General features: G+C 66.2%; 22 protein-coding genes. 9 read left to right on the top strand and 13 right to left on the bottom strand.

Annotated elements, in window-relative coordinates:
• The first annotated feature begins 101 nt into the window (after positions 1-101).
• On the top strand, positions 102-2,672 hold the full coding sequence (locus RRU_RS11575) for an ATP-binding protein (protein ID WP_162470619.1): 2,571 nt from the start codon (positions 102-104) through the stop codon (positions 2,670-2,672).
• 16 nt (positions 2,673-2,688) lie between these two features.
• Complete coding sequence (locus RRU_RS11570; RefSeq protein WP_011389889.1) at positions 2,689-3,081, top strand: response regulator; 393 nt, start codon at positions 2,689-2,691, stop codon at positions 3,079-3,081.
• Positions 3,082-3,307: 226 nt separating this feature from the next.
• On the opposite strand, the gene RRU_RS11565 is transcribed toward RRU_RS11570, so the two are convergent.
• Positions 3,308-3,736: a MarR family winged helix-turn-helix transcriptional regulator gene (locus RRU_RS11565; protein ID WP_164922583.1), complete on the bottom strand. Its 429-nt coding sequence runs from the start codon at positions 3,734-3,736 to the stop codon at positions 3,308-3,310.
• A gap of 639 nt (positions 3,737-4,375) precedes the next feature.
• Between RRU_RS11565 and RRU_RS11560 the strand changes: the two genes are divergently transcribed.
• Both RRU_RS11560 and RRU_RS11555 read left to right on the top strand, forming a co-directional pair.
• Complete coding sequence (locus tag RRU_RS11560) at positions 4,376-5,014, top strand: response regulator (protein ID WP_011389887.1); 639 nt, start codon at positions 4,376-4,378, stop codon at positions 5,012-5,014.
• Positions 5,015-5,300: 286 nt separating this feature from the next.
• Positions 5,301-6,068 (top strand): glycosyltransferase family 25 protein, encoded by a 768-nt coding sequence (locus tag RRU_RS11555; RefSeq protein ID WP_011389886.1) that lies wholly within the window; start codon positions 5,301-5,303, stop codon positions 6,066-6,068.
• Here the strand turns inward: RRU_RS11555 and RRU_RS11550 are convergent.
• Positions 6,059-7,051 (bottom strand): glycosyltransferase family 9 protein, encoded by a 993-nt coding sequence (locus RRU_RS11550; protein WP_011389885.1) that lies wholly within the window; start codon positions 7,049-7,051, stop codon positions 6,059-6,061. The genes RRU_RS11555 and RRU_RS11550 overlap by 10 nt on opposite strands.
• 378 nt (positions 7,052-7,429) lie before the next feature.
• On the opposite strand from RRU_RS11550, the gene RRU_RS11545 reads away from it, so the two are divergent.
• Entirely contained in the window at positions 7,430-7,819 is a 390-nt protein-coding gene (locus RRU_RS11545; RefSeq protein ID WP_011389884.1) for a response regulator, read from the top strand.
• Positions 7,816-9,468: a diguanylate cyclase gene (locus RRU_RS11540; protein ID WP_011389883.1), complete on the top strand. Its 1,653-nt coding sequence runs from the start codon at positions 7,816-7,818 to the stop codon at positions 9,466-9,468. The genes RRU_RS11545 and RRU_RS11540 overlap by 4 nt, the downstream gene beginning before the upstream one ends.
• A 29-nt stretch (positions 9,469-9,497) precedes the next feature.
• Here the strand turns inward: RRU_RS11540 and RRU_RS11535 are convergent, their stop codons facing one another.
• From RRU_RS11535 to RRU_RS11520, 4 genes are all read right to left on the bottom strand, one after another.
• The gene (locus RRU_RS11535; protein WP_011389882.1) at positions 9,498-10,028 is read right to left on the bottom strand and encodes a GNAT family N-acetyltransferase; all 531 of its coding nucleotides are present in this window, start codon (positions 10,026-10,028) and stop codon (positions 9,498-9,500) included.
• A gap of 150 nt (positions 10,029-10,178) precedes the next feature.
• Positions 10,179-11,585, bottom strand: coding sequence for an ATP-binding protein (locus RRU_RS11530; protein ID WP_011389881.1), 1,407 nt, complete (start codon positions 11,583-11,585; stop codon positions 10,179-10,181).
• 56 nt (positions 11,586-11,641) lie between these two features.
• On the bottom strand, positions 11,642-12,382 hold the full coding sequence (locus RRU_RS11525) for a response regulator (RefSeq protein ID WP_011389880.1): 741 nt from the start codon (positions 12,380-12,382) through the stop codon (positions 11,642-11,644).
• Positions 12,379-12,918, bottom strand: coding sequence for a MarR family winged helix-turn-helix transcriptional regulator (locus RRU_RS11520; protein ID WP_011389879.1), 540 nt, complete (start codon positions 12,916-12,918; stop codon positions 12,379-12,381). The genes RRU_RS11525 and RRU_RS11520 overlap by 4 nt, the downstream gene beginning before the upstream one ends.
• Before the next feature lie 210 nt (positions 12,919-13,128).
• On the opposite strand from RRU_RS11520, the gene RRU_RS11515 reads away from it, so the two are divergent.
• Positions 13,129-14,040, top strand: coding sequence for a branched-chain amino acid aminotransferase (locus RRU_RS11515; protein ID WP_011389878.1), 912 nt, complete (start codon positions 13,129-13,131; stop codon positions 14,038-14,040).
• Between the two features lie 47 nt (positions 14,041-14,087).
• On the opposite strand, the gene glp is transcribed toward RRU_RS11515, so the two are convergent.
• The 7 genes from glp to RRU_RS11480 all read right to left on the bottom strand — a co-directional run bounded on the left by glp (position 14,088) and on the right by RRU_RS11480 (position 21,158).
• Entirely contained in the window at positions 14,088-15,374 is a 1,287-nt protein-coding gene (glp, locus tag RRU_RS11510) for a molybdopterin molybdotransferase MoeA (protein WP_011389877.1), read from the bottom strand.
• A gap of 43 nt (positions 15,375-15,417) precedes the next feature.
• Positions 15,418-16,011 (bottom strand): CDP-diacylglycerol--glycerol-3-phosphate 3-phosphatidyltransferase, encoded by a 594-nt coding sequence (gene pgsA / locus RRU_RS11505; protein ID WP_011389876.1) that lies wholly within the window; start codon positions 16,009-16,011, stop codon positions 15,418-15,420.
• Between the two features lie 71 nt (positions 16,012-16,082).
• A complete protein-coding gene (gene uvrC, locus RRU_RS11500; protein WP_011389875.1) occupies positions 16,083-18,002 on the bottom strand; it encodes an excinuclease ABC subunit UvrC in 1,920 nt (639 codons plus the stop codon).
• Between the two features lie 368 nt (positions 18,003-18,370).
• Positions 18,371-18,790: a dihydroneopterin aldolase gene (locus RRU_RS11495; RefSeq protein ID WP_011389874.1), complete on the bottom strand. Its 420-nt coding sequence runs from the start codon at positions 18,788-18,790 to the stop codon at positions 18,371-18,373.
• Positions 18,791-18,959: 169 nt separating this feature from the next.
• Positions 18,960-19,766, bottom strand: coding sequence for an SDR family oxidoreductase (locus RRU_RS11490; protein WP_011389873.1), 807 nt, complete (start codon positions 19,764-19,766; stop codon positions 18,960-18,962).
• 159 nt (positions 19,767-19,925) lie between these two features.
• Positions 19,926-20,678: a hypothetical protein gene (locus RRU_RS11485; protein ID WP_011389872.1), complete on the bottom strand. Its 753-nt coding sequence runs from the start codon at positions 20,676-20,678 to the stop codon at positions 19,926-19,928.
• 129 nt (positions 20,679-20,807) lie between these two features.
• Positions 20,808-21,158, bottom strand: coding sequence for a DUF1127 domain-containing protein (locus RRU_RS11480; RefSeq protein WP_011389871.1), 351 nt, complete (start codon positions 21,156-21,158; stop codon positions 20,808-20,810).
• 145 nt (positions 21,159-21,303) lie between these two features.
• Here RRU_RS11480 and gcvA (RRU_RS11475) point away from each other — a divergent pair, with 145 nt between their 5' ends.
• Complete coding sequence (gene gcvA / locus RRU_RS11475) at positions 21,304-22,257, top strand: transcriptional regulator GcvA (RefSeq protein WP_011389870.1); 954 nt, start codon at positions 21,304-21,306, stop codon at positions 22,255-22,257.
• Positions 22,254-23,180: a transcriptional regulator GcvA gene (gene gcvA, locus RRU_RS11470; RefSeq protein ID WP_011389869.1), complete on the top strand. Its 927-nt coding sequence runs from the start codon at positions 22,254-22,256 to the stop codon at positions 23,178-23,180. The genes gcvA (RRU_RS11475) and gcvA (RRU_RS11470) overlap by 4 nt, the downstream gene beginning before the upstream one ends.
• Positions 23,181-23,197: the final 17 nt, after the last annotated feature.

Below are 23,197 nucleotides of genomic sequence, written 5' to 3'. Positions count from 1 at the left end.
GAAATCGGGGAACAAATCGCGAGGCGGGGACGAACCCGGTCAGATCTGCGTGGCGTTTTCAGGCGGGGACGGGGATGTGTCCGTGCGGACTGGGGGCGGCCATGGACACAGTGCATTCCACCTGCGACCAGGAACCTATCCACGTCCCCGGGCTGGTGCAGCCGCACGGGTTTCTTGTCGTGCTCGATTCGAAAAGCGGCCGCATCGCCCAGGTTACGCCGGGCATCGAAGCGGTGGCCGGCGTGGTCGCCCAGCGCCTTATCGGCGAGCCGTTGGAACGGGTGCTTGATCCCCGGTCGGCCCAACGCTGTCGCCACCGTATCGCCCGCCCGGAATATCCCCATCTGATTGATCCCTTCCCGGTCAGGGCCCCGGGCGGACAGTCGTTCTCCGCCGTCGCCCATGCCACCGATCAGGCGGACTTGGTCGAATTGTGGTCCGATGATCAGGAGACCACCGTTGAAGGGGTCTTCGGCCGGCTGCCTTTCGCCATCGGTCACGCCTCGCGGGCGGCGAGCATCGAGGATCTATGCGGGCGCGCCGCCGCGACGGTGGCCGATCTCACCGGATACGAGCGGGTGATGGTCTATCGCTTCGCCGAGAACTGGGAAGGCGAAGTGATCGCCGAAACCCTGAACGGCCCGGTGGAAAGCTATAAGGGCCAGCGCTTTCCCGCCAGCGACATCCCGGCCCAGGCCCGCGCCCTTTACAGCCGCAACCTTCTGCGCTCCATTCCCGATGTTCACTATCGCCCGCTGCCCCTGGTCGGTCGGTCGCCCGATGGCCGCGAGCTTGATATGACGTTTTGTAATTTGCGCAGCGTCAGCCCGGTTCATTTGGAATATCTGCGCAATATGGGCGTGGCCGCCAGTTTCTCGGTGTCCCTGGTGGTGGATGGCCGGCTTTGGGGGCTTGTCGCCTGCCATGACCGGGTGCCGCGACGCCTGTCGTTGGCGACGATGGGCGCCTGTCAGGTTTATGCCGAAACCATCGCCCAGCAGGTTCTGCGCCTGGATAATACCCGGCGTAGCCGCCATCGTTCGCGGACGGGCGATCTGATCGATGACATTTCGGTTTTGCTGGGCAGCGGCCGCAGCTTGGCCGAGGCTTTGGACTACACCCTGGACGATACCCTGGCGCTGTTTGGCGCCAGTCGGGCGGTGATCAGCCTCGACGGGCGGCAATGGACCGCCGAGGGACCGCTGGAAGGGGCGCCGATCCAGGTGCCGCCCCATCAGCGCCTGTTGCTGAGCGAGCGTCTGGGCGGGCGCCTCCGTCTTCCCGCCGAACTGGCCGGGTCTTTCGTCGGCGGCGTTCTTCTGCCGCTGTCCGACCAGCCCGACCGCGATTTCCTGTTGCTTGGTCGCCCGGAAACCCTGCGCAGCATCGAATGGGCCGGCCGGCCGGAAAAGCAGCCCGAGATCACCCCCGAGGGGGGCTTGAAGATCCATCCGCGCACCTCGTTCTCGTTATGGCGCGAAGAGGTCCGGGGGCGGAGCGTCGCCTTCGATCCCCTGGATCGGGAAACCGCCGAAACGCTCAGTCTGTTCCTGGCCGAGCGGTTGGCCAAGCAACGTCGCCAGCAGGCGGTGGTAGCGCTGGAGGAAACCCGCCAGCGCCTGCGCGATCTGGCCGAATGCTCGTCGGATTGGCTTTGGGAAACCACCGGTGACGGCACCTTGGCGCTGGTCTCCGATCGCATCAATGGCCTGGGCGATCTGCGGCCCGAGGAATTGGTGGGCCGCAAGCTCGTCGATCTTGTCGGCGGGGGGGATAGTGGCGGCGCGCCGGGGGTGGATGCCGATGAGATCGCCAGCGCCTTTGACGAGGGGCGGGCCTTTCACGGGCTGACGGTGTCCCTGGCCTTGCTTGGACGTGGCCAGTGGTGGGTTCGGCTGTCGGGCGTGCCGCAATATGACGGCCGGGGCCAGCTTTTGGGCTTTCGCGGCACCGGAACGGATGTCACGCCGTTCAAGCGCCTGCAGGAGGAGCGCGTCCGCACCCAAAGGCTGGAGGCCCTGGGGCGGTTGGCCGGCGGCATCGCCCATGAGATCGGCAATGTTTTGCAGCCGGTGCTGACCATGGCCCATTACGCGTCGAAACGCCTGGACGACCGGGACTTTCTGGAAGCGGCGCTGGCCGATATATGCGAAGGTGGGGCGCGGGCGAAGGATATCGTGCGCTCGGTTCTGACCTTCGCCCGTCAAACGCCCGCCGAACGGCGGCCTCTGGTTCTCGCCCCGGCTTTGGCCCGATCGGTGGCCTTCGCCGCCAAGGGCCATCCCGGGCTGGAGATCATCACCGATATCCCCGATACGGCGGGCGAGATCGCCGCCAATAGCACCGAGCTGTCACAGATCGTGCTTAATCTGGTCGGCAATGCCGCCGACGCCATGGGCGGGCGGGGCCGGGTGTTCGTGTCTTTGGCCGAAGCCCCGGATCTGGGGCGAATGGTGATCACCATCCGCGACGAGGGGCCGGGGATGACGTTGCAAACCCAGGCCCGGGTGTTCGAACCATTTTTTACGACCAAGCCGGAAGGCAGTGGCACCGGAATGGGATTGGCGGTGGTCCATGGTCTGGTCGAGGCCTGGGGGGGTACGATCGGGCTTGAAAGCGCTCCGGGATCGGGTACAAAATTCGTAATATCCTTCCCCATTAACAATCCCTGAAAGCGGAAGAGGAATCATGCCGAACGGGAAGACAGTCCTGATTGTCGACGATGATACGAATGTCAGGAAAGCCATCCGTCTGGGGGTGGAGGAATTGGGTTGGGCCGTCGTGGAAGCTTGCGACGGAGAAGAAGGTCTGCGCCTTCTCGGCGAGAGGATGTTCGATCTGGTTGTTTCGGATGTGTGGATGCCCAAGGTCGACGGCATCAGTTTCCTGAAGCACGCCATGGAAATCCGCCCGGGGCTGAAGGTTCTGTCGGTCTCGGGCGGCGGGACCGCCCCGGCGGCGCTGAGCCTGAAGATGACCGAGATGTATGGCGCCTCGGACATCTTGTTCAAGCCCTTCACCCCCAACGAACTGCTCGGCAAGTTAAGCGCCCTGATGGCCGACGAGCCCGCCCTTGATTAACCGGGCGGTCGCGCCCCGGGGCCTTTGATCGGGGACGGCCGATAAGAACGGGCGGCGAGCGGAAAAACCGGAATTGGCTTTTCCACTCGCCGCTCTAACATCTTGAGAACCAAGAAAATCGTCGCAAATCATCGCCGCAGTCTGCTGCAGACCGCGCGGGATTTGCTTTGTCGGCACGTTGGCCGTTAAGGGATGGCGGAGGAGGGGGCGGTGGCCTAGCGCCAGCCTATTCGGAGGGCTCTATCGCCATGTCGTCGCCATCGCCTTCTTTGAAAAGATGGCGGATGAGGATTTCCAGGGATTCGGCGAAATCGGCGACCTTGGAGGCCGGCAAGCCTTCGATGCCGCGGATCAGGTATTTGATCGGGTCCTGGGACAGCAGGACGCGGCCGGCATCGGTGACTTCCAGAATATGGGAGCTTTTCTTCTCGGGGCTGGGGCGCCGAACCAGATACCCCTTGCGCACCAGGGCCGAGATCGATTGCGAGGCGGTGCCCCGGCTTGACCCGTAGAAATCGGCAAATCGCATCACGGTGCAGACGGAGGGATTGGCCTGCCCGAAATAGCGCAGGGCCATCCATTGGGCGGGGTTCAGCCCCCCCGTGAAGCCGTGGCTGTGCGACAATCTGCCGATCTGAGTGAGCAGTTCTGCCACTGCCTTAGAGGAATTCGTCCGCTTCATTGCCTTCACCTGCGCGGCTTCATGCGAACTACCAAGGACGCTTCCGGCGCATTTCGAGTCCGATTGAAAGTACAAGCTTTGGTCCCCCCCCGCAAGTCCGCTGGTGGCAATTGGGTTGAAACAGCGGTTCCACAGGGGGGATGGCACAAAAAACGCCGGGATCGGTACCCCCCGGAGGGATGGGGGTGTGATATCCCCGCCTGGGAGGTACGGCAACCGGGTTTGGCCTCGAAACCAGGGCCTTTTCAGTCCAATCCCCTCCCTGAAACCCTGAAGCCTGTATAGGCTGTACCAAAAAGGTTGCAGGGGTTGCGGAAAATGGGTAAGGATAGCGGGCTTGCCGAGCAAGACCTTTCCCTGGGGGAAGGTCGTGCGCAGGATGCGCGTTGGCGGTTGCTTCAAAGCGATTTGAAAGCGGTTCTAGTCTCGTTCGGCGGTTCGTTCCGGTTGTTGCCAGCCGGCCCCACTCGGACTCGGGTGTGGCTTTTTTCCAGGCTGGAAGGCCGATAACAGGCGAACTGATCATGGGTCAGCGGCGGGGAACGCGGCGGAAGGCCCTCTGCCCGAGAGAGACGGCAGGTGGGTTGGGAAGCAGAGAAGGGAAAGCGCACCATGCGCGTTATGATTGTAGACGATCACGAATTGTTCCGTAACGGTTTAAGGTTTCAGCTTGCCGCCATCGATTCGACACTGGATGTCGTGGAAGCCGATACCTTCGAGGACTGCATCCGTTTGGCCACGGAAGATGGCCCGGTGAGCAAGGTGTTCCTTGACCTGATGATGCCCGACATGGATTGGCGCGAGGCGCTTTCGGCGCTGCGTCGCCTGCCCGATCCCCCCGATGTGGTGGTGTTGTCGGGTGCCGACGACGTGGCGATGATCCGTTCGGCCATCGACCATGGGGCTTGCGGATATATTCCCAAAAGTCTGAAGGGCGATGTTCTGGAAAGCGCCCTGCGGCTGATTCTCGCCGGGGGGTTCTATATCACTCCCGAGGTGTATCGCGGACCGCGGGTTTATGATGGCGCCGTGCGCATCATGGGTGTCGGCGGCGATGACGTTCCGCTGACCCCGCGTCAGAAGGAGGTTCTCGCCCATATCGACGCCGGCCTGTCCAATCGCCAGATCGCCCAGGCGATGACGCTGTCCGAAGCGACGGTGAAGATGCATATCGGCCGTTTGTTCAAGGCCTTGGGCGCCCAAAGCCGCACCGATGCCCTAGCCGTCGCCCGCCGCAAGGGTATGCTGTAGATCAAGCTGCGCTAAAGGAGCCTTTTAGCGCACAAGCTTTGCTCGACAGTCCCCTGTTCGGTCCGGGGCAACGAAAAAAACCGGCACTCCTCTTTCTCCGCTCGTCTCGCGTGGCGGATCAAGGTGAGTGCCGGTTTTTTCATGAAGAGGCCGCTAGCCGTCCTAACCTGGGGGCTTTCAATCAAAGCGCCTTAAAGGCTTCCCGTTTAACCCGGTTTGATCTCGCCGGGATCGCGGTGATAGGGTGGGGGCCCTTGCTTCCCCCCCTCCGCAGGACGGTCGATCGATGTCCCTTCCCGTATTCGTGCTCAATCTGCCCCGTGACGGCGCGCGGCGGGAGAGGATGACCGCCGAATTGGCCCGGGTCGGGCTGGACGGCCATTTCATCGATGGCGTTGACGCCGGAACGCTGTCCCAGGCCGATTGGGATCGCTATGACCGCTCGCGCTGCCGGGCGATCTATGGCGTCGATATGCTGGCCACCGAACTGGCCTGTTATCTCGCCCATGAACGGATCTTCCGCAAAATCGTTGATGAAAATATCGACGCGGCGCTGATCCTTGAAGACGATTGCCAGATCGCCAACGATCTTCCGTCGGTCCTCGACGCCCTGATGGCGACGCCGCCGGCGGCGCGCCTTTGGCAGGTGGTGCGTCTATCGACCATGCGCGAGGGCAAGATCTCGGCCCAGGCTAGGCGCTTGCGGCCGCTGCGCAGGCTGGGGGACGACCGGGGGCTTTACCGCGTTCATACCCATGTCCTTGGCCTGCAAGGCTATGTGATGACGGCGGCGGGCGCGCGGCGGATGCTCGACTACGGGCGGAAGATCTTCATGCCGATCGACCATACCCTGGATCGTTATTGGGAAAACCGCATCACGCCCTTCATCGTCCACCCCTGTCCGGTGGTCCATCACGACGAGGGACATTCGACGATCGGCGAGCGTGATCCGCGCCGACGCACCGCCCTTGGCCTGGGCGGGCGGTGGGTGCGGCGGGTCAACCGTTGGCGCGATGGCGTCGGCAAGCGTCTTTACAACGCCCTTCATCCCTGATTGGGGGCCTGATCGGGGGTCTGATCGGCGGTGGTTTCCCCCAGCCGGCGCCACAGTTGGCGGGCCGCCTCTTCGACCGCGTCGACCCTCAGCGACACCATGGCCGGCGGCATCGACCGCCAATCGCCACCGGGGGGATTGAGCGTCAGGAACGACTCGGGGGTGCGCACCACGGCGGTTCGCGGGCCCCAGGGGGCGTAAAGGCGATCATCGCTGGGGCCGAACAGCCCCAAGGTCGGGATTCCGGCGGCGGCGGCCATATGCATCAGCCCGGAGTCGTTGCCGATGAACAAGGCGCAGCGTTCCAGGGCGGCCTGGGTGTCCAACAACGGGCCGGCGCCGATCAGATCAAGGCGGCGGGCCGGTGGCAGGGCATCAAGAACCGGTTGGGCGGCCGTCCGCTCATCCGGACCGGCCACCACCGCCACCCGGGCGCCGGCCAGCGGCGCCTTGGCGGCGGTCAGCCGTTCGGCAAGCTCGATGAAACGCTCGGCCGGCCAAGTTTTGGCGTACCAATTGGCGATCGGCGCCAGGGCCAGAACCGGCGGTCCGGCGGGCACCAGCCGCAGGCCGGCGGCGCGGTTGGCCGGCCCCAGCCACAGGCGGGGGGCGGGGGGCGGCGACAGGGACAGCAGGCGGGCCAGTTGAACGACCTTGTGATCGCCGGTGTTGGCCGAACGCAGCCAATGGCGGCGATCGGCGCGAATCAGCCAACTGACCGCCGAGGCCCGCAGGTCGATCACCAGATCCCAGCGGCGACCGACCACTTCGCGCCACAGGGCCCGCCAATGGGCGGCGCGCGGTCCCTTGCGCAGCACGATCAGCTTTTCCAAACCGGGCACGGCTTCGAACAACCCGGCGGCGACCGGGCCGCAGGCGACGGTGACCCGCAGGCCGGGATGGGCGCGGATCGTCGCGTCGAGCAGACCGGTCGACAGCACGGCATCGCCGATGCGGGTGGCGGTGATGAACAGAAGTCTCATGGAGGCGCCCCTTCGATCAAACCGTGTCAAAGGGCGACCCTTTAACGCAAAACCTTGATCTGGATTCAGTAGGATATGGATGGCCTTGGCCCGCCCCCCGCCCGGGGGAACCGGCCGCCAGCCGCCAGCGAAACGGCAGGCGACAGCATAGGCCAAGACGCGGTCGCCGGGAAATGCCCTGGCGAGGATCCGCGACGCGGATTTGCCTTCCTTTCTGAAGGGTATAGGCCTTCTAGCGGCCTAACCCTCTCCCTAAGGATAGTTGTCAGCTTGGGGGGAGCGGTGCACAGTCTAAGGGCAGGGCATTGGAAAAAGCCGGATCCCGTTGGGGGGCGTGGCCGGCTTCCGGTCTTCCAACCCTTTAAGGGACCACGGATAATGGCGATAGGCGACGATCCGCATAGCATTCTGGTGGTCGATGACGATCCCGATATTCGGGCCATCGCCGCGCTCGCCCTGGTTGATTTGGGAGGCTTGCGGGCGGTCTTCGCCGCCAATGGCCCGGAGGCGCGGCGCGAAGCCCGGGCGCAGACCCCCGATCTGGTGCTGATGGACCTGCATCTGGCCGATGGCGAGGATGGTCGCGCCCTCTGGCGGGTTCTGGCCGGCGAGGAGGGCGCCGGCAAGGTGGTGTTCGTCACCGCGGCGCGCGGTGGCGAGGCCGGAGTGCTGATGGCCGAACCCGGTTGCCTTGGCTTGATCACCAAACCTTTCGATCCGCTGACCCTGGCGGACTCCCTGCGCCAGCTATGGATGGCCCGGTCATGAGCATGTTTGACTTGCAAGATCGGTTGCGCGGCGCCGTCAGCGCTTTCGTCGAGGGGGCGATCGTCAGCGCCGAGGCCATCGCCCCCCGGCTTGATCTGTTGCGGGCCAGCGGATGGGCCGATGAGGACGCGGCGGCCGATGTCTCGCATTTCGTTCACCGTCTGGCCGGCACCGCCGGCACCTTGGGATTTGGCGATCTCGGGCGGACCGCCGGCGCCCTGGAAACCCTGATCGCCGATATCGGCGAGGTGCGACTGGCCGAGGGAGCGGCGGCCGTCGCCCCCGATATCCTGGCCCAGGCCGACTTGCTGGCCGATATCATTCTCGCCGGGCTGAAGGGCGTCGCGGTCGGCGGCTCCGATCTGCTGGCGGCGGCGATGACGCCGGCGCCGGGTTTGGCCGGCTCGCCCGACCCGGCGGTGGTGGCGACCATCGGCGCCGGACCGGCGCTGCTCGACATGGTGCGCGCCACTGGCACCACCGCCATCGAAATCGCCTCGCCCGACGCCTTGGAAGCCCTGTCGGTCGTCTGCCCCGGCGGGGTGATCGTCAATCTGGAGGCGATGGACGGCGACGACGCGTGGCGCGGACCGCTTGATGGTCTGCGCGCCCAGGGCGTTCCGGTTCTGGCGGTCGGCGGAACGGGCGATTTTCCCTGGGGGCTGCGAGCCTGCCGCCTTGGCGTCGACGCCTATCTGCCCCTGGATGATCCGGGCGAAGTGCTTGACCGGCTGGCGCGGATGCGCCTCACCCGCCACGCCGAACCGCTGCGCGTGCTGGTGCTTGATGACGACGCGGTGTTGGCGGGGGTTTACGCGACGATCCTGGGGGCGGCCGGTCTGGAGGCCGAGGGGATGACCGATCCCGCCCAGATCCTGGAACGGCTGGAGGCTTTCGAGCCCGATGTGCTGGTGACCGATCTGCACATGCCCGGCTGTTCGGGCGCCGAGGTCGCCGCCCTGGTTCGCCACCGCGCCCAATACGCCACGATGCCGATTATCTTCCTGTCACGGGAACAAGATCTGGGGCTGCAGCTTGGGGCCCTGAGCCCGGGGGCGGATTTCTTCCTGCCCAAGCCGGTGCGGCCCGATTTCCTGGTTTCGGCGGTCCGCTCGCGGGCCCGGCGCGGGCGCGGATTGGCCGAGATGATGCGGCGCGACGGGTTGAGCCGGCTGTTCACCCATTCCACCATTCTTGACGGCCTGGAGCGCGAGGGGGCGCGGGCCGGCCGCACCGGGGCGCCGCTGTCCTTCGCCCTGCTCGATCTCGATCACTTCAAGGCGATCAACCAGACCCATGGCCACGCGACGGGCGATCAGGTGATCGTGACCCTGGCCCGGGTGATGCGGCGCGCCCTGCGTGGGTGCGACCTGCTGGGGCGCTGCGGCGGCGAGGAATTCGCCGTCATCCTGCCCGGAACCCCGGCCGAGCAAGCGGTCGGCGTCATTGAGGATCTGCGGGCCCTGTTTCGCGGCCAAACCCTGCGAGCCCCCACCGGCGAGGTTCGCGCCACCTTCAGCGCCGGCGTCGCCGGCACGCCGGCCGGGGCGCCCCCCCTATCGGCCACGGCGCTGTTCACCGCCGCCGACAAGGCCCTGGCCGAGGCCAAGGCGCGCGGCCGCGACCGCGTGGTGCTGGCGGAAAGCTAGGGGGAGAGGGCTGTTTGCCGCGGTGATCGTCAGGCCACCCATTCTTTTCGCAAGAGGGCGTACTGCATCGTGTTTTCGAAGACCGGCACGCCTTCGTCATCCGTCCTGAAGGATATGAACTCTTTGAACAGCCCCTCTTTCCTCATTCCCAGTCTTTCGCACAAGCGCCGCGAAGGGAGGTTGTCCTCCTCGACAAAGGCATAGAGGCGCCGGGCCTCTTTCACCGTGAACAGGTACTCAAAAAGAGCCCGCGCGGCTTCGGAGGCGAGGCCGGCGCCTTGGAAATCCGCATTAAAATTCCACCCGACGGAATAGGTGTCGGGAGGTTCTGCCATACAGAACATGTCCCCGATCAGCTTGTCGGGGGTGCGCAAACAGACGGCGATATGCTCATCGCTTGTGCTGCGCGTTTTCACTTCCGCTTCCGCCGCGCCAAGATCCTCCAGCTTGAGAGACAAAAAGCAGCTCACCCTGGGTTGGTGTAAATAGGCAAGCAGATCAGCGGCGTCTCCCTGTTTGAAGTTTCTCAGAATCAGTCGGTCGGTTTGGATGGGGTCCATTCGAATCCTCACGCGGGGTGTCTTGGGGAATAAAAGAAGTAAAAGAGTAAAAGGGGTCAAACCCGGCTAAAAGGTGGACGGCGCCGATCCCTTGAGAGATCGCGTGCAAGCCGCCCCTTGCCGGCCCAGGGCTGTGCGGGCCTCCGCCCCTCACATCGGCAGGCGGATGCGGGCGCGCAGGCCGCCGAAGGGGCTGTTTTCCAGGAAGATATCGCCGCCCATGGCGCGGACGACGTCGCGGGCGATGGTCAGCCCCAGGCCGGTGCCGCCGGTGCGCGGGTTGCGCGAGCTTTCGATGCGGAAGAAGGCGCGGAACACGTCTTCGCGCCGTTCGGGCGGGATGCCCGGGCCGTCGTCGTCGACCACCACCTCGACATGGCCGTCGCGCACGCCGACGCGCACGGCGATATGCTGGCCGAAACGGTGGGCGTTGCCGATGATATTGGCTAGGCAGCGTTCCATGGCATTGGGCTTGAGCGGAACGGTCAGCGGCTGTTCGGTGTGCAGATCGATGCGCGCGCCGTTGCGGCGCATGCGGCCGACCACCTCGTCGACCAGATCGGTGATGCAGGTCGCCACCGTCTCCTCGGTGCCTTCGCCGCGGGCGAAGGCCAGATAGCCCTCGACCATCCGTTCCATCTCGGCGATATCCTCGGTCAATTCGACCGTTCCCTCCTCGCCCTCCATCAGCGCGAGCTGCAGGCGCATGCGGGTTAGCGGCGTGCGCAGATCATGGCTGACGCCGGCCAGCATCTCGGTGCGCTGGGCGATCTGGCGGTTGATGCGGTCGCGCATGCGGGTGAAGGCGAGGGCGGCGCGGCGCACCTCAAGGGCGCCTTCGCTGCGGAAATTCGGCACGTCGCGGCCCTTGCCCAGGGCGTCGGCGGCGCTGGCCAGCCGGCCGATCGGCCGGACCTGATTGCGCATGAAAACGGTCGCCACGGCGAAGAGGATCACCGAAGACACCGTCATCCAGCCGATGAAGATATAGGTGGTGACGCTGAACAGCCGCTTGCGCGGCACCTCGACGGTCAGCAGGCCATCGGGCGCGGCGATGCGGATCTCCAGGGTTTTATCGTCGATCACATCGACCTGATAGGGCAGGTCGGTATGCTCGGCCAGCGAGGAATAAAGGGTGCGGGCGACGAAATCATCGTCCTGGGCCAGCGGCGAGGTGCCGGGCAGCGTCGCCTCCGGCTCGAAGCGCATGGCCAGTTGCTGGCGGCCATAGGCGAGGGCGAACATCCATTCCCGTTCCTCGGGATCGGGATAGGCCGCCATGAAATCAAGCACCATGCCGATTTCCGAGCCGACGGCGGCATTGAGCCGGCGGCTCATGGTGTCCCAATGGCGATCGAAAAAGATGGTGGCGGTGATCACCTGAAGCAGGATCAGCGGAATGACGATGATCAGCAGCGAGCGCCCGAGCAGGCTTTTGGGCAAGATCATCTTGATCGCCCGGGCGAAGGGCCGCAGCAGCGGATGGTCCAGGCGCAGGATGCGGCGGATCCGGCCCAGGACTGGCTGGGCGGGGTCAAGCCCCCAAAGACCGATCATGGCGGCGTCCTTGTTTTGCCGAGGCGCGAAAGGCGCCCTTCACCGCGAGGGGCGTGTCAGCCCGGACGAAGCATGTAGCCGCGTCCGCGCACCGTCTGCAAGTGGCGGGGCACGCGGGGGTCGGCTTCGATTTTCTTGCGCAGGCGGGTCACCTGCACATCGATGGCCCGGGGGTTGCCGGCCACCCCGGTCAGTTCAGCCAGATCCTCGCGGCTGATCGCCTCGCCGGCCCGGGCGGCGAGCGTGCTGAGCAGGGCGGTTTCGGCGGTGGTCAGTCGCACCACCTCGTCGCCGCGCAGCAGTTCCTGGCGGTGCGGATCGAAAACGCAGGCTCCCAGCGGCAAGGGGCCCTCGGGCGGGGCGGCGGGCGGCAGATCGGGGGCTTGGCGCAGGCGCCGCAGGATGCCATTGACCCGCAAGACCAATTCGCGCGGATCGAAGGGCTTGGCCAGATAATCATCGGCGCCGCTTTCGAGGCCGCTGACCCGGTCGTCGGGCTGGTCCATCGCCGTCAGGATGAGGATGGGAACGTCGGAGTCCTCGCGGATCGAGCGTGTCAGCTCCAGTCCGCTTTCGCCGGGCATCATCACATCGACCACCAGCAGATCGAAGCGCAGGGCGGCAAGCTGGCGCCGCGCCTCGGCCGCATCGGCGGCGGCGGTGACGATGAAGCCGCGTTCGGACAAAAAGCGTTTGAGCAGGGCGAGGATGCGGGTGTCGTCATCGACCACCAGGATATGGGGCGGTTCCTCGGTCACGGGGGCGACGGGGGCCACAGGCAGGGCGGGGTCGCTCATCGGCGTGCTCCGGCCCGGCTGACGCGCGGCGGCGAGGGCGGGGTCTCGCGCTTGGCGGCGGCGGCGAAGCGCTCGCGGGCCGGGCCATCGATCATGCCAAGCATGACCTTGCGGAACCCCTCGACCGCCTCGGCCCCGGCTTCGCGATAGGCGCGGGCGAAGCGCCGGCGCTGGGCCTCGGTCAGGCGGCGTTCCATGTCGATGCCCTTTTCGGTCAGTTCCAGAAGGCGTTGGCGACCGTCGCGTGGGCCGCGATGCTGAACGATCAGGCCTTCCTCGACCAGTTGCGACAGCACGCGCGACAGGCTTTGCTTGGTGATGCCGAGGATCCCCAGCAGGGCGCTGACGCCGATCTTCGGCTCGCGGCCGACGAAATAGATCACCCGGTGGTGGGCCCGCCCGAAATTGTGCTTGGCCAGCATGGCGTCGGCCTCGCTGGTGAAATCGCGGTAGGCGAAAAACAGCAGCTCGATGCCCTGGCGCAGTTCCTCCTCGCGCAGAAAAAGGGGGTTCACGCCCGATTTGACCTCGCTCATCCCTCGATCCCCGCCTTCGGTGTTGAGAGTGATTTTATAGGGCTTAGATCCTGCATGAAAAAATCTCGTGCGGCATTTGGGTCAGGTATGTTGACATAGTTGGCGGAAGGATGTTACGCAAGATCGGCTTTGTCGGACATAAAACTACCCATGCCCGCCAAGTTTTCTCCTTCGACGACCAAACCTCCTTTTTCGACGAAAGGTGTCGTGATGGCTCTCGTTCCGTTCGATGACCGTGACGGTTTCATCTGGTTCAACGGTCAAATGGTGCCCTGGCGCGAGGCCAAGGTTCATGTGCTGACGCATGGCCTGCATTATGCGAGCTGCGTGTTTGAAGGCGAGCGCGTCTATAACGGCAAGGTGTTCAAGCTGACCGAGCATTCGCGCCGACTGACCGAATCGGCGTCGATTCTGGGGTTTTCCCTGCCCTATTCGGTGGCCGAAATCGATGCGGCGACCCGCCGGGTGCTTGACGCCAACGGCATCGTCGACGGCTATGTCCGCCCGCTGGCCTGGCGTGGCAGCGAGATGATGGGGGTGGCGGCCCAGAAGAACCGCATCAATGTCGCCATCGCCGCCTGGCAGTGGCCCAGCTATTTTTCGCCCGAAGCCCGGCTGGCCGGCATCCGCCTGAAGATCTCGCCGTGGCGGCGTCCGGCCCCCGACACGGCGCCGACCCATTCCAAGGCCGCCGGTCTTTATATGATCTGCACCCTGTCCAAGCATCAGGCCGAGAACGATGGCTTCGACGACGCCCTGATGCTCGATTACCGGGGCCGCATCGCCGAGGCGACGGGAGCCAATGTCTTTCTGGTGATCGACGGCAAGCTGCATACGCCCATTCCCGACTGCTTCCTGAACGGCATCACCCGCCAGACCGTGATCGATCTGGCCCGACGCCGCGGCTATGACGTGAGCGAGCGGGCGATCATGCCCGAGGAACTGGCCGACGCCCAGGAAGTGTTCCTGACCGGGACCGCGGCCGAGGTGACGCCGGTCCGCCAGATCGGAGAATACACCTATACTCCGGGCGAAATCACCCACCGGTTGGTCGAGGATTACGATAAGGAAGTCGGGCGGACCCACGACAAGGCGGCCTCCGCCTCCGCTTCGGCGGCCTGACGGGCCCAGCCCCCGGCCGCGAGAAGAAGCGGCCGGGGGTTTGGCTTTTAAAACAGCTCGCTAAAGGGAATGAAGCGCACCCGGTCGCCGCGCGAGACGACGGTCACCCCTTGGCCGATATCGATCAGCCCGTCGGATTGGACGATCGAGCTGACGACATTGGACGATTGCACGGGGAAGGGGGCGACGACCATGGCGCCGCTGGAATCGCTGCGCAATTGTCCGCGCAGGAATTCGCGGCGGCCGGGTTTGCGGGTCAGCGAGAAATCGGCGATCACCGGGAAGCCGCGCGGCTGTAATTGCTCCCCCGTCACCCCGGCCAGACGCAACACCACCGGCCGGCCGACCAGACAGAAGGTGACGAAGGTCGAAACCGGATTGCCGGGCAGCCCGAGAAACGGCTTGCCAGCGACGGTGCCGAAGGCCAGCGGCTTGCCGGGCTTGAGTGCCAGGCGCCAGAAGGCCAGCGAGCCCAAAGCCGTCACCGCGTCCTTGACGTGATCCTCGCCGCCCACCGACACCCCGCCCGAGGTGACGACCAGATCGGCGGCGCGCGCCGCCTCGGCCAGGGCGCCTTGGATTAGCGCCGGGCGGTCGGGCAGGTTGCCGAGATCAAGGCACTCGGCGCCCAGGGTGCTCAGCAGCCCGAGCAGGGCGCGGCGATTGGAATTATAGATGCCGCCCGGCGGCAGCGGCTGGCCGGGTTCGACCACCTCGTCGCCGGTGGTGAAGACCGCGACCTTCAGGCGGGCGCGCACCGCCAGCTCGGCCACGCCGATCTGGGCGGCCATCGCCACATCGATCGGACCCAGGCGCCGACCGCTGGCCAGCACGGTTTGGCCGATGGCGACATCGGCGCCGGCCGGCCGCACGTTGGCGCCGCGCTTTTCGCCACTGGGCAGGGTGACGTAGCCGTCCTCCTCGTGGCAGACCTCCTGCATGATCACCGTGTCGACGCCCTCGGGGATCGGCGCGCCGGTGAAGATGCGCGCGGCCTCGCCCGGGCCCAGGGGGCGGTCGGCGGGATGGCCGGCGGGCACGCGCAAGGTGAGGGGCAGGCGGGTGGGAGCCTGCGGCGAGAGGTCGGCGAAGCGCACCCCATAGCCGTCCATGGCCGAATTATCGTCGGGGGGGATGACCAGGGCGCTGGTCAGATCCTCGGCCAGCACCCGGCCCAGCGCCCGGTCGAGCGGCAGGCGTTCGATCGCCGTCACCGCGCCAAGCAGGTCAAGCAGGCGATCGACGGCGTCATCAAGCGCCAACAGGCGATCGGCGGTGTCGAAGCAATCGGCCGAAAGCGGGGGAAGGGAAGAGGGTGGGGGAGAAGCGGGCATGGGGGATCCCTTGATGGGGCGGCCCTTGCGGGCAAGGGGCCGCTTAGCGGGGGGTATTATGGGCCTGGGACGGGGGCGCGTCGTGTTCGGGGCCCATGTGGCGCAGGCCGACGCGCAGGTAATCATAGCCGGTGATGATGGTCATGACGGCCGCCACCCACAGCAATCCCTCGCCGATCAGGGTGATCGGCAGCGGAATCAGCGGGGTATCGCCAACGATCAGCACCGGCAGGGCGATCAGCTGAACGGTGGTCTTCCATTTGGCCAGCTTGGTCACCGGCATGCCGACCCGGATCTCGGCCAGGAATTCGCGCAGGCCCGAGACCAGGATCTCGCGCATCAGGATGACGACGGCGGCCGGGTAGCTCCACGGGCTCATCCGGCCAAAGCCGACCAGCAGCATCAGCACCGCCGCGACCAGCAGCTTATCGGCGATCGGATCGAGGAAACGGCCAAGCCGCGAGACCTGATTGCTGCGCCGGGCCAGCCAGCCATCAAAGAAATCGGTGATGGCGGCGACGGCGAACAGGGCGCAATTGGCCCAGCGATAGCCCTCGCCATCGACATAAAACAGCACGACGACCAGGGGAATGATCAGAATGCGCAGCAGGGTCAGGATGTTGGGCAGAGTGAGCAAGGGCTGGTCCCCGCGGCGGTGTGATAGGGTGCGGGGGCAAGGCGCACCCCTTCGGATCATTGAGGGCGACTTTATCCCTCGCTGTGGAAGTGGTCATAGAGTTTTTTGGCCAGGGCGGCGCTGATCCCCTCCACCGCCTCCAGATCGGTCAATCCGGCCTGGGAAACCGCCTTGGCCGAGCCGAAATGGTGGAGAAGGGCTTTCTTGCGGCTGGCGCCGATGCCCGGAACGCTATCAAGGGGCGAGACTCCGATCGCTTTTGAACGCCGGGTGCGATGGCTGCCGATGGCGAAGCGGTGGGCCTCGTCGCGCAGGCGCTGGATGAAATACAAAACCGGATCGTTGTGGCGCAGCATGAAGGGTGGCCGCCCCGGAACGAAGAACCGCTCGCGTCCGGCATCGCGGTCGGGGCCCTTGGCGACGCCGACCAGCGGCACGTCCTCGACGCCGATCTCGGCCAGGGCCTCGCGGACGGCGTTGAGCTGGCCGAGGCCGCCGTCGATCAGCACCAGATCGGGCCACTGGCCACGGTCGCGGTCGGGGTCTTCCTTACGGGCGCGGGCGAAGCGCCGGATCATCACCTCGCGCATCATGGCGTAGTCGTCGCCCGGGGTGATATCGGGCGAGCGGATGTTGAATTTGCGATAGGCGGCCTTCATGAAGCCTTCCGGTCCGGCCACCACCATGCCGCCCACCGCGTGGGTTCCCGAGATATGGCTGTTGTCGTAGATCTCGACCCGCTGGAGCGGCCCGTCGAGACCGAAGGCCACGGCCGTCCCCTCCAGCAAGGTGCGCTGGGCCGAGCTTTCGGCCAGCCGTCGGCCCAAAGCTTCGCGGGCATTGGCCAACGCGTGGTCGATCAGCTTGCGCCGCGACCCGCGGCGCGGCACCACCAGACGCACCCGGTGGCCGGCGCGCAGGCAAAGCGCCTGTTCGACCAGATCGTGGTGGGGAATGTCGGTCAGCAGCAAGATCTCGCGCGGCGGCGGGAAGCCGGCGTAGAACTGGCCGAGGAAGGCTTCGAGCACCTCGGGCAGGCCCTCGTCGCCGGCATGGGCGGGAAAGAACGAGCGGTTGCCGTTGTTGCGGCCGCCACGGAAAAAGAAGACCTGGACGCAGGTCTGGCCGCCGGCCTGATGGCAGGCGATGACATCGGCCTCGCCCAGGGTCGGCAGATTGATATCCTGATGGGACTGGACATTGGTCAGCGCCTTGATGCGGTCGCGGAAGATCGCCGCCTGTTCGTAATCCAGGGCCTGGGCCGCCTCGTCCATGCGCTTGGCCAGATCGTGCTGGAGCGCCTTGCTTGAGCCGCTGAGGAAGGCGCGGGCCTCTTCGACCAGGGCCTTGTAATCCGCCTCCGCCACCCGATCGACGCAGGGCGCGGCGCAGCGCTTGATTTGGAACAGCAGGCAAGGCCGGCTGCGACTGGCAAAAACGTTATCGGCGCAGGTGCGCAGCAAAAAGGTTTTCTGCAAGGCGGTGAGCGTACTGGTGACGGCGCCGGCCGAGGCGAAGGGGCCGAAATATTCCCCCCCTTTGCGCAGGGTGCCGCGGAATTTGACGATGCGAGGAAAGGCGTGATCGGAGGTGATCTCGATATAAGGGAAGGATTTGTCGTCGCGCAAAAGGATGTTGTAGCGCGGCTTCAGCTTCTTGATCAGGTTGGATTCAAGAAGCAGCGCCTCGGCTTCGGTATGGGTGGTCAGCACCTCCATCGTCAGGGTGGCGGCGATCATCCGTTGGATGCGCACCGGCAGGCGATGGGGCTGGGTGTAGTTGATCACCCGGCGCTTCAGATTGCGCGCCTTGCCCACATAGAGAACATCGCCCTTGCCATCGATCATGCGATAGACGCCGGGGCTTGATGGCATCGTCCGCAAGGCGGCGCGGATCGCCTCGACCCCGCGTGGGGTGGCGGGGTCGGCGCCGGCGTCGGGCTGATCGGCGCCGTCGTCCCGGTCGGGCTCGTCGACGGGCAGGTCAGTCATTGGCCAAGGGCCCTTTCGGCCGTTTTCGCGGCACGATCCGAATCGGGAGGGTGCCTGTGTGGCCTGTCAAGGCGGAAGCTATCCACGATTTCTGTGGGCAACCCTGTGGAAAACTCCCGGCGGTCCGTCCCAAACCCGCAGAAACCCGGAGGTCTACAGGGGCTGCCTGTTTTTTAGGCAGACATTCTAACATACTGAATTTACTCAATAAGATTGTTTTCGTTTTGCGACAACCCGAGGGGGAAGGGAGGGAGAGGGGGGTATGTCTCCCCTTTACCCCGGCACCGGGCCGTGTGCACAACTCCGGCCCTAGCCCTAGTCCTTCGAGCAGGTTTTGGCTTTCCCCTACAGACTTTAAGGGAACAGGCCTAGGGCAGCGGATTGAACCGCTCGATCTCTACACCAACAGAGTGGGTATCTTCGAAAACGTCGAGTTTTTCGATCCGCACCCGGGCCGACACCACGCGGGGGTCTTGCAGGCACAGGCTGGCGACCCGCTCGGCCAGGGTCTCGACCAGATTGACGTGACCATCGCGGGCGATCGAGCGCACGCGGACGACGATGGTCTCGTAGCACACGACGTTATCAAGCTGGTCGCCAAGCGGTCGGCCATCCTCGCGCACGGCGAGGTCAAGGTTGATGCAGACGCGCTGCGGCGCCCGGTGTTCGTGGGGATGGACGCCGATATTGGCGGCGAGCACCAGATCGCGCACGAAAACGTGGCGCAAGGCGGCGCGGGCATCGGCGATACGCAAGGGTTCGATGACGGATGTCTTGCGGTTGCTCAAGGGCGGACTCTCCTGCGTGCGGCGGCCGGCGAGCCGCCGGGCGTCGGAAGGGCTTGCGGGCCCGGGCCCTCGTCTTGCGGCGAGGACTCCAGCCTTAATCGGGTGGGCGGGCCTTCCCGGGGTTGCCCCTTGGGGCCGATATCGCGGGACGGCGGCCGGTCTTTATCGTCTATTCGCCCAGGCTGACGGTCTGTCCGGGCTGCGACCATCCCAGATGCTGACCGCCGTCAAGGGCGATCATCTGGCCGGTCAGGGCCGGGGCATCCAGAATGAAGCCAAGGGCGCGGGCGATCTCATCGGGGGTGGTGCCATGGCCAAGCGGCGTCGCCGCCGCCTGGCGGGCGAAGTCCTCTTCGCTTTGGCGCGGGCTGGGCAGGGCGGGGCCGGGGCCGATGGCATTGACCCGGATGCGCGGGGCAAGGGCCATGGCCAGGGTTCGCGTCAGCGTCCACAAGCCGGCCTTGCTCAGGGTATAGGTCATGAAATAAGGCGTGAGATTCCACACCCGCTGATCGATCAGATTGACGATCACCCCGGTTGCCGCCTCGGGCAGGGCCGCCGCCATCCCCTGACTCAGCAGAAAGGGCGCACGCAGGTTGACGTCCATGTGGCTGTCCCAGGACTGGCGCGTGACGCTGTGCCACAGGTCCAATTCGAACAGCGAGGCGTTGTTGACCAGCACGCCAAGCGGGCCGAGGGCGGCGCCGGTGGCGGCGATCAGGGCCGTGGTTTCCTCGACATCGGCGAGATCGGCGCTCAGCACCACCGCCCTTTGGCCCAAGGCCCGCACGTCGCGGGCGGTTTCCTCGGCATCGGCTTGCGAGTCGCGGTGATGGACGGCCACGTCGAAGCCGCGCCCCGCCAGTTCAAGGGCCATCGCCCGGCCAAGCCGACGGGCGGCGCCGGTGACCAGGGCCACGCGCGGCAGGGTTTGCGGGGCGGGCGGCTGGGGAAGGGCGGACGAAGGCTCGGTCATGGGGCTCGCGACGGATGGACGATCATCCCCTAACACATAGGCGAGGTCAGGCCCTCAGGCCAGCGGGAAACGCCACAAGGATGCGTTTGGCCCAAAACGAACCGATGCCTTTTCGCAACGATCGGACTACCTATGTAGGCATGGCGGATTTCGGCCGGTTTAGCCGGACGACGCCGGGTGGCGGAGCTGAGGCTCGCGCGGGCGCGGGGCGGGGGCAAGGGCGATGCGGCCGCGGGTCGGGCGCGCCGGATCGCGCGCCGGCTGTACGGCGACGGCGGGAGAAAACGCCAGCCGGGGCAGGGCGCGCAGGGCTTGGGCGCGATCGACCAGACCGGCGGCCTCGGCCAATTGGGCCAGGGTGCGGGCAGCGCCGGCGCGATCGACCAGGAAGCTGTCAAGGCTGTCAGCGATCTCGGCGCGCAGCTTGTCGAGGGTCGCGGTCAGCCGGCGGCAGCTTTCCTCAAGTCTTTCGCGTTCTTTCTCAACCGCATAGCCGGCATCGAACAGAACGTCGATCTGGCCGCGCAGATGCTCGCCCTGGCGGCGCAGGGCGTCGATGCGGGCGGGAAAGGCGCTCGGCGCGCTCTCGCCCGACAGATCGCGGGCGTGATCGGCAAGGCGCCGGGCATGGGAGGCGACCTGGGCGGCCAGGGCCTGGAAGAACAGCGGCCGGCTGCCCTGTTTGGGCAGCAGGCCGCATCGGCTTAGTCTGTCCACCTGCCCGCCGTCTCGGGATAGACGGCCGAGCAAGACGGGCAGGTCGCAGAGGATCGTCGAATCCGGGAGGTCACCGCAAATGACCATCCATTCGGCAAGAACGGCGCCATCGCGGCCGTCCCCCAGGAAGAGTCCTTGGTCCAGGCTGTGGAGCAGGCGATTTTCCATGGTCCGCATTGGATCGGGAGCGGTCATCGGGCGGGTCTCTCCAAGAAAAGAAAGAAGTACGATCCGGAAGCGCTCTCGGTTTAGCCTCAGGGTGGTTGCGGTTTCCTTAACGGCCCCGGAATGGTTTTTACCTTCCGGGGCCCGGTTGGGGAGGGGTTAGCGGAAAAAATTGGACTGGCGAAGGGGATCGAGGTCGCCGCCGCCCTGGCTCGGGTAATCGAAGAACGGATCGGCCTCCGCGCGCGAAAGCCCGATATCGGCCAGCGCCCGATCATCGAGGGCGGCAAGCTGGCGCTTTTGGCGCTTGTATTCGGCGCGATCCCAGGCGCGATCGATCAGCCCGATCAGCAGACGGGTGATCCCGCTTCTCAGCCAGCCCCTTGGCATCTTGTCCCGGGCGTGGCTGGGGGCGGAGAGGGGGGCTTCGTACCCCGGAGAGAGGGGGCTGCCCGTCGACGCGACGGATGGGGCGCAGGGGGTGGCGATACAGCCCATCGGCGGTGTCATGGTCGGCTTCCTTCTTCGGCGTCCGGTGGGGGCCATTCCCCCGTCCGGCGTCTGTTAAGAAGATGAGGATCTTGACGAAGGGCCGCAAACGAGGCTTTCTCGGCACGAGGTTTAGGAAAAATAAGCCATCCGCAAAGGGACTGCCGTGGTCCGCCGCCTGCCGCCGCTCAACGCGTTGCGCGCCTTCGAGGCCGCCGCCCGCCACGGCGGGTTTACCGGCGCCGCCCGCGAGTTGCATGTCACTCCGGCGGCGGTCAGCCATCAGGTGAAGGGGTTGGAGGACGCCTTGGGCGTCAGCCTCTTTCATCGCCTTGCCAAGGGGTTGGAGCTGACGGCGGCCGGGCGGGCCTATCTGCCCGAACTCACCGCCGGCTTTGATCAATTGGCCCGCGCCAGCGAGCGGCTCAAGCGCGGCGCCCTGGTCGGCCGGCTGACGGTCAGCGTCCTGCCGTCCTTCGCCGCCGGCTGGCTGGCGCCGCGGCTGGCTTCGTTCCTGCGCCGCTATCCCGATATCCTGCTTGATCTGCGCTCGACGCCGCGCACGGTCGACTTTATCCGCGAACGCGTTGATCTGGGGATCCGCTATGGCGGCGGCATCTATCCGGGTCTGGCGAGCTACCGCATCCTCGAGGAAGAGGTTTTCCCGATCTGCGCCCCGGCCCTGCTCAACGGTCCGGTGCCGCTGCGCGGCTTCGCCGATCTGCGCCATCACGTTTTGCTCCACGACCCGGGGATCCTGCCCGGCGAGCCGTGGACGGGGTGGGAGCCCTGGCTGGCCGAGGCCGGGGTGACGGATATCGATCTCGAGGCCGGTCACGGCTTTACCGAATCGATCGCCATGATCCATGCCTGCGTCGCCGGCCTGGGGGTTGGCATCGGACGGTCGGGACTGGTCACCGAACTCCTGCGCTCGGGACGGCTGGTCCGCCCCTTTCCGGTGTCCCGCCCAGCCGACTTCAGTTACTGGGTGGTGGTGCCGCCGCCGTCGCAGACCAACCCCAAGGCGGCGGCCTTCATCGGCTGGCTGCTGGAAACCGCCGGTCGCGGTGGCGCCGGCGCCGGGGCGCAGCCCGATCTTCTTGGCGAGGATCCGTCATGAGCCGCCGTCTGCCGCCGCTTAACGCCCTGCGCGCCTTCGAGGCCGCCGCCCGCCATGGCGGGTTCACCCGGGCGGCCGAGGAACTGGGGGTGACTCCGGCCGCCGTCAGTCATCAGGTCAAGGGCCTGGAAGACGTGCTGGGCCTGTGCCTGTTCCGCCGCCTGCCGCGCGGTCTGGAATTGACCGAGGAGGGGCAGGCCTATCTGCCAGACCTCAGCCGGGGCTTTGATCGCCTGGCCCGCGCCGGCGAACGCCTGCGCGAGGGCGGACTGGCCGGCCGGTTGACGGTGTCGGTGCTGCCGAGCTTTTGCGCCAATTGGCTGGCGCCGCGCCTGCCCGACTTCCAGGCGGCCTGCCCGGAGGTTCATCTGCGCATGCTGTCGGAAAACCGCTTCGCCGACTTCAACCGCGATGGCATCGACATGGCCATCCGCTATGGCCGGGGCATCTATCCCGGCCTGCGCGCCATTCCGTTTCTGGCCGAGGAGGTCTTCCCGGTCTGCGCGCCCTCGTTGCTCAATGGGGCCTTGCCGCTGCGCGGCTTGGCCGATCTGCGCCACCACACGCTTCTGCGCAGCATCGACGAGACCGCCGGCGAGCCCTGGCTTTATTGGCGGCTGTGGTTGGCCGCCGAAGGCATTGAAGGGGTAGCCCCCGATGGCGGGATCGGCTTCACCGATGGCTCGGCCCTGGTCCAGGCCTGTCTGGCCGGCGTCGGTGTCGCCCTGGGACGCACCGCCCTGGTCGAGGACCACCTGCGCACCGGGCGTTTGGTCCGGCCCTTCGCCGGTCTCAGCCGCCCGGCCGATTTCTCCTATTTCGCCGTCGCCCCGGCGGCCAATTTGGAAAACCCCCGGGTCGCCTGCTTCATCGACTGGCTGCGCGCCGCCGGCGTGCCCGCTTGCCTAGCCGACGGGGGGTGACGCTTCCCCGTTCCTCC

This window comes from Rhodospirillum rubrum ATCC 11170 (assembly GCF_000013085.1).
Taxonomy (GTDB): Bacteria; Pseudomonadota; Alphaproteobacteria; order Rhodospirillales; family Rhodospirillaceae; genus Rhodospirillum; species Rhodospirillum rubrum.
This window is presented reverse-complemented; position numbering and strand designations above follow the sequence as displayed.

What these genes read in the sequence shown, in the direction of transcription:
- RRU_RS11575 (WP_162470619.1), top strand. Translation starts at nt 102, where the DNA reads ATGGACACAGTGCATTCCACCTGCGACCAGGAACCTATCCACGTCCCC.
- RRU_RS11570 (WP_011389889.1), top strand. Translation starts at nt 2,689, where the DNA reads ATGCCGAACGGGAAGACAGTCCTGATTGTCGACGATGATACGAATGTC.
- RRU_RS11560 (WP_011389887.1), top strand. Translation starts at nt 4,376, where the DNA reads ATGCGCGTTATGATTGTAGACGATCACGAATTGTTCCGTAACGGTTTA.
- RRU_RS11555 (WP_011389886.1), top strand. Translation starts at nt 5,301, where the DNA reads ATGTCCCTTCCCGTATTCGTGCTCAATCTGCCCCGTGACGGCGCGCGG.
- RRU_RS11550 (WP_011389885.1), bottom strand. Translation starts at nt 7,051, where the DNA reads ATGAGACTTCTGTTCATCACCGCCACCCGCATCGGCGATGCCGTGCTG.
- RRU_RS11545 (WP_011389884.1), top strand. Translation starts at nt 7,430, where the DNA reads ATGGCGATAGGCGACGATCCGCATAGCATTCTGGTGGTCGATGACGAT.
- RRU_RS11540 (WP_011389883.1), top strand. Translation starts at nt 7,816, where the DNA reads ATGAGCATGTTTGACTTGCAAGATCGGTTGCGCGGCGCCGTCAGCGCT.
- RRU_RS11535 (WP_011389882.1), bottom strand. Translation starts at nt 10,028, where the DNA reads ATGGACCCCATCCAAACCGACCGACTGATTCTGAGAAACTTCAAACAG.
- RRU_RS11530 (WP_011389881.1), bottom strand. Translation starts at nt 11,585, where the DNA reads ATGATCGGTCTTTGGGGGCTTGACCCCGCCCAGCCAGTCCTGGGCCGG.
- RRU_RS11525 (WP_011389880.1), bottom strand. Translation starts at nt 12,382, where the DNA reads ATGAGCGACCCCGCCCTGCCTGTGGCCCCCGTCGCCCCCGTGACCGAG.
- RRU_RS11520 (WP_011389879.1), bottom strand. Translation starts at nt 12,918, where the DNA reads ATGAGCGAGGTCAAATCGGGCGTGAACCCCCTTTTTCTGCGCGAGGAG.
- RRU_RS11515 (WP_011389878.1), top strand. Translation starts at nt 13,129, where the DNA reads ATGGCTCTCGTTCCGTTCGATGACCGTGACGGTTTCATCTGGTTCAAC.
- glp (WP_011389877.1), bottom strand. Translation starts at nt 15,374, where the DNA reads ATGCCCGCTTCTCCCCCACCCTCTTCCCTTCCCCCGCTTTCGGCCGAT.
- uvrC (WP_011389875.1), bottom strand. Translation starts at nt 18,002, where the DNA reads ATGACTGACCTGCCCGTCGACGAGCCCGACCGGGACGACGGCGCCGAT.
- RRU_RS11490 (WP_011389873.1), bottom strand. Translation starts at nt 19,766, where the DNA reads ATGACCGAGCCTTCGTCCGCCCTTCCCCAGCCGCCCGCCCCGCAAACC.
- RRU_RS11485 (WP_011389872.1), bottom strand. Translation starts at nt 20,678, where the DNA reads ATGACCGCTCCCGATCCAATGCGGACCATGGAAAATCGCCTGCTCCAC.
- RRU_RS11480 (WP_011389871.1), bottom strand. Translation starts at nt 21,158, where the DNA reads ATGACACCGCCGATGGGCTGTATCGCCACCCCCTGCGCCCCATCCGTC.
- gcvA (WP_011389869.1), top strand. Translation starts at nt 22,254, where the DNA reads ATGAGCCGCCGTCTGCCGCCGCTTAACGCCCTGCGCGCCTTCGAGGCC.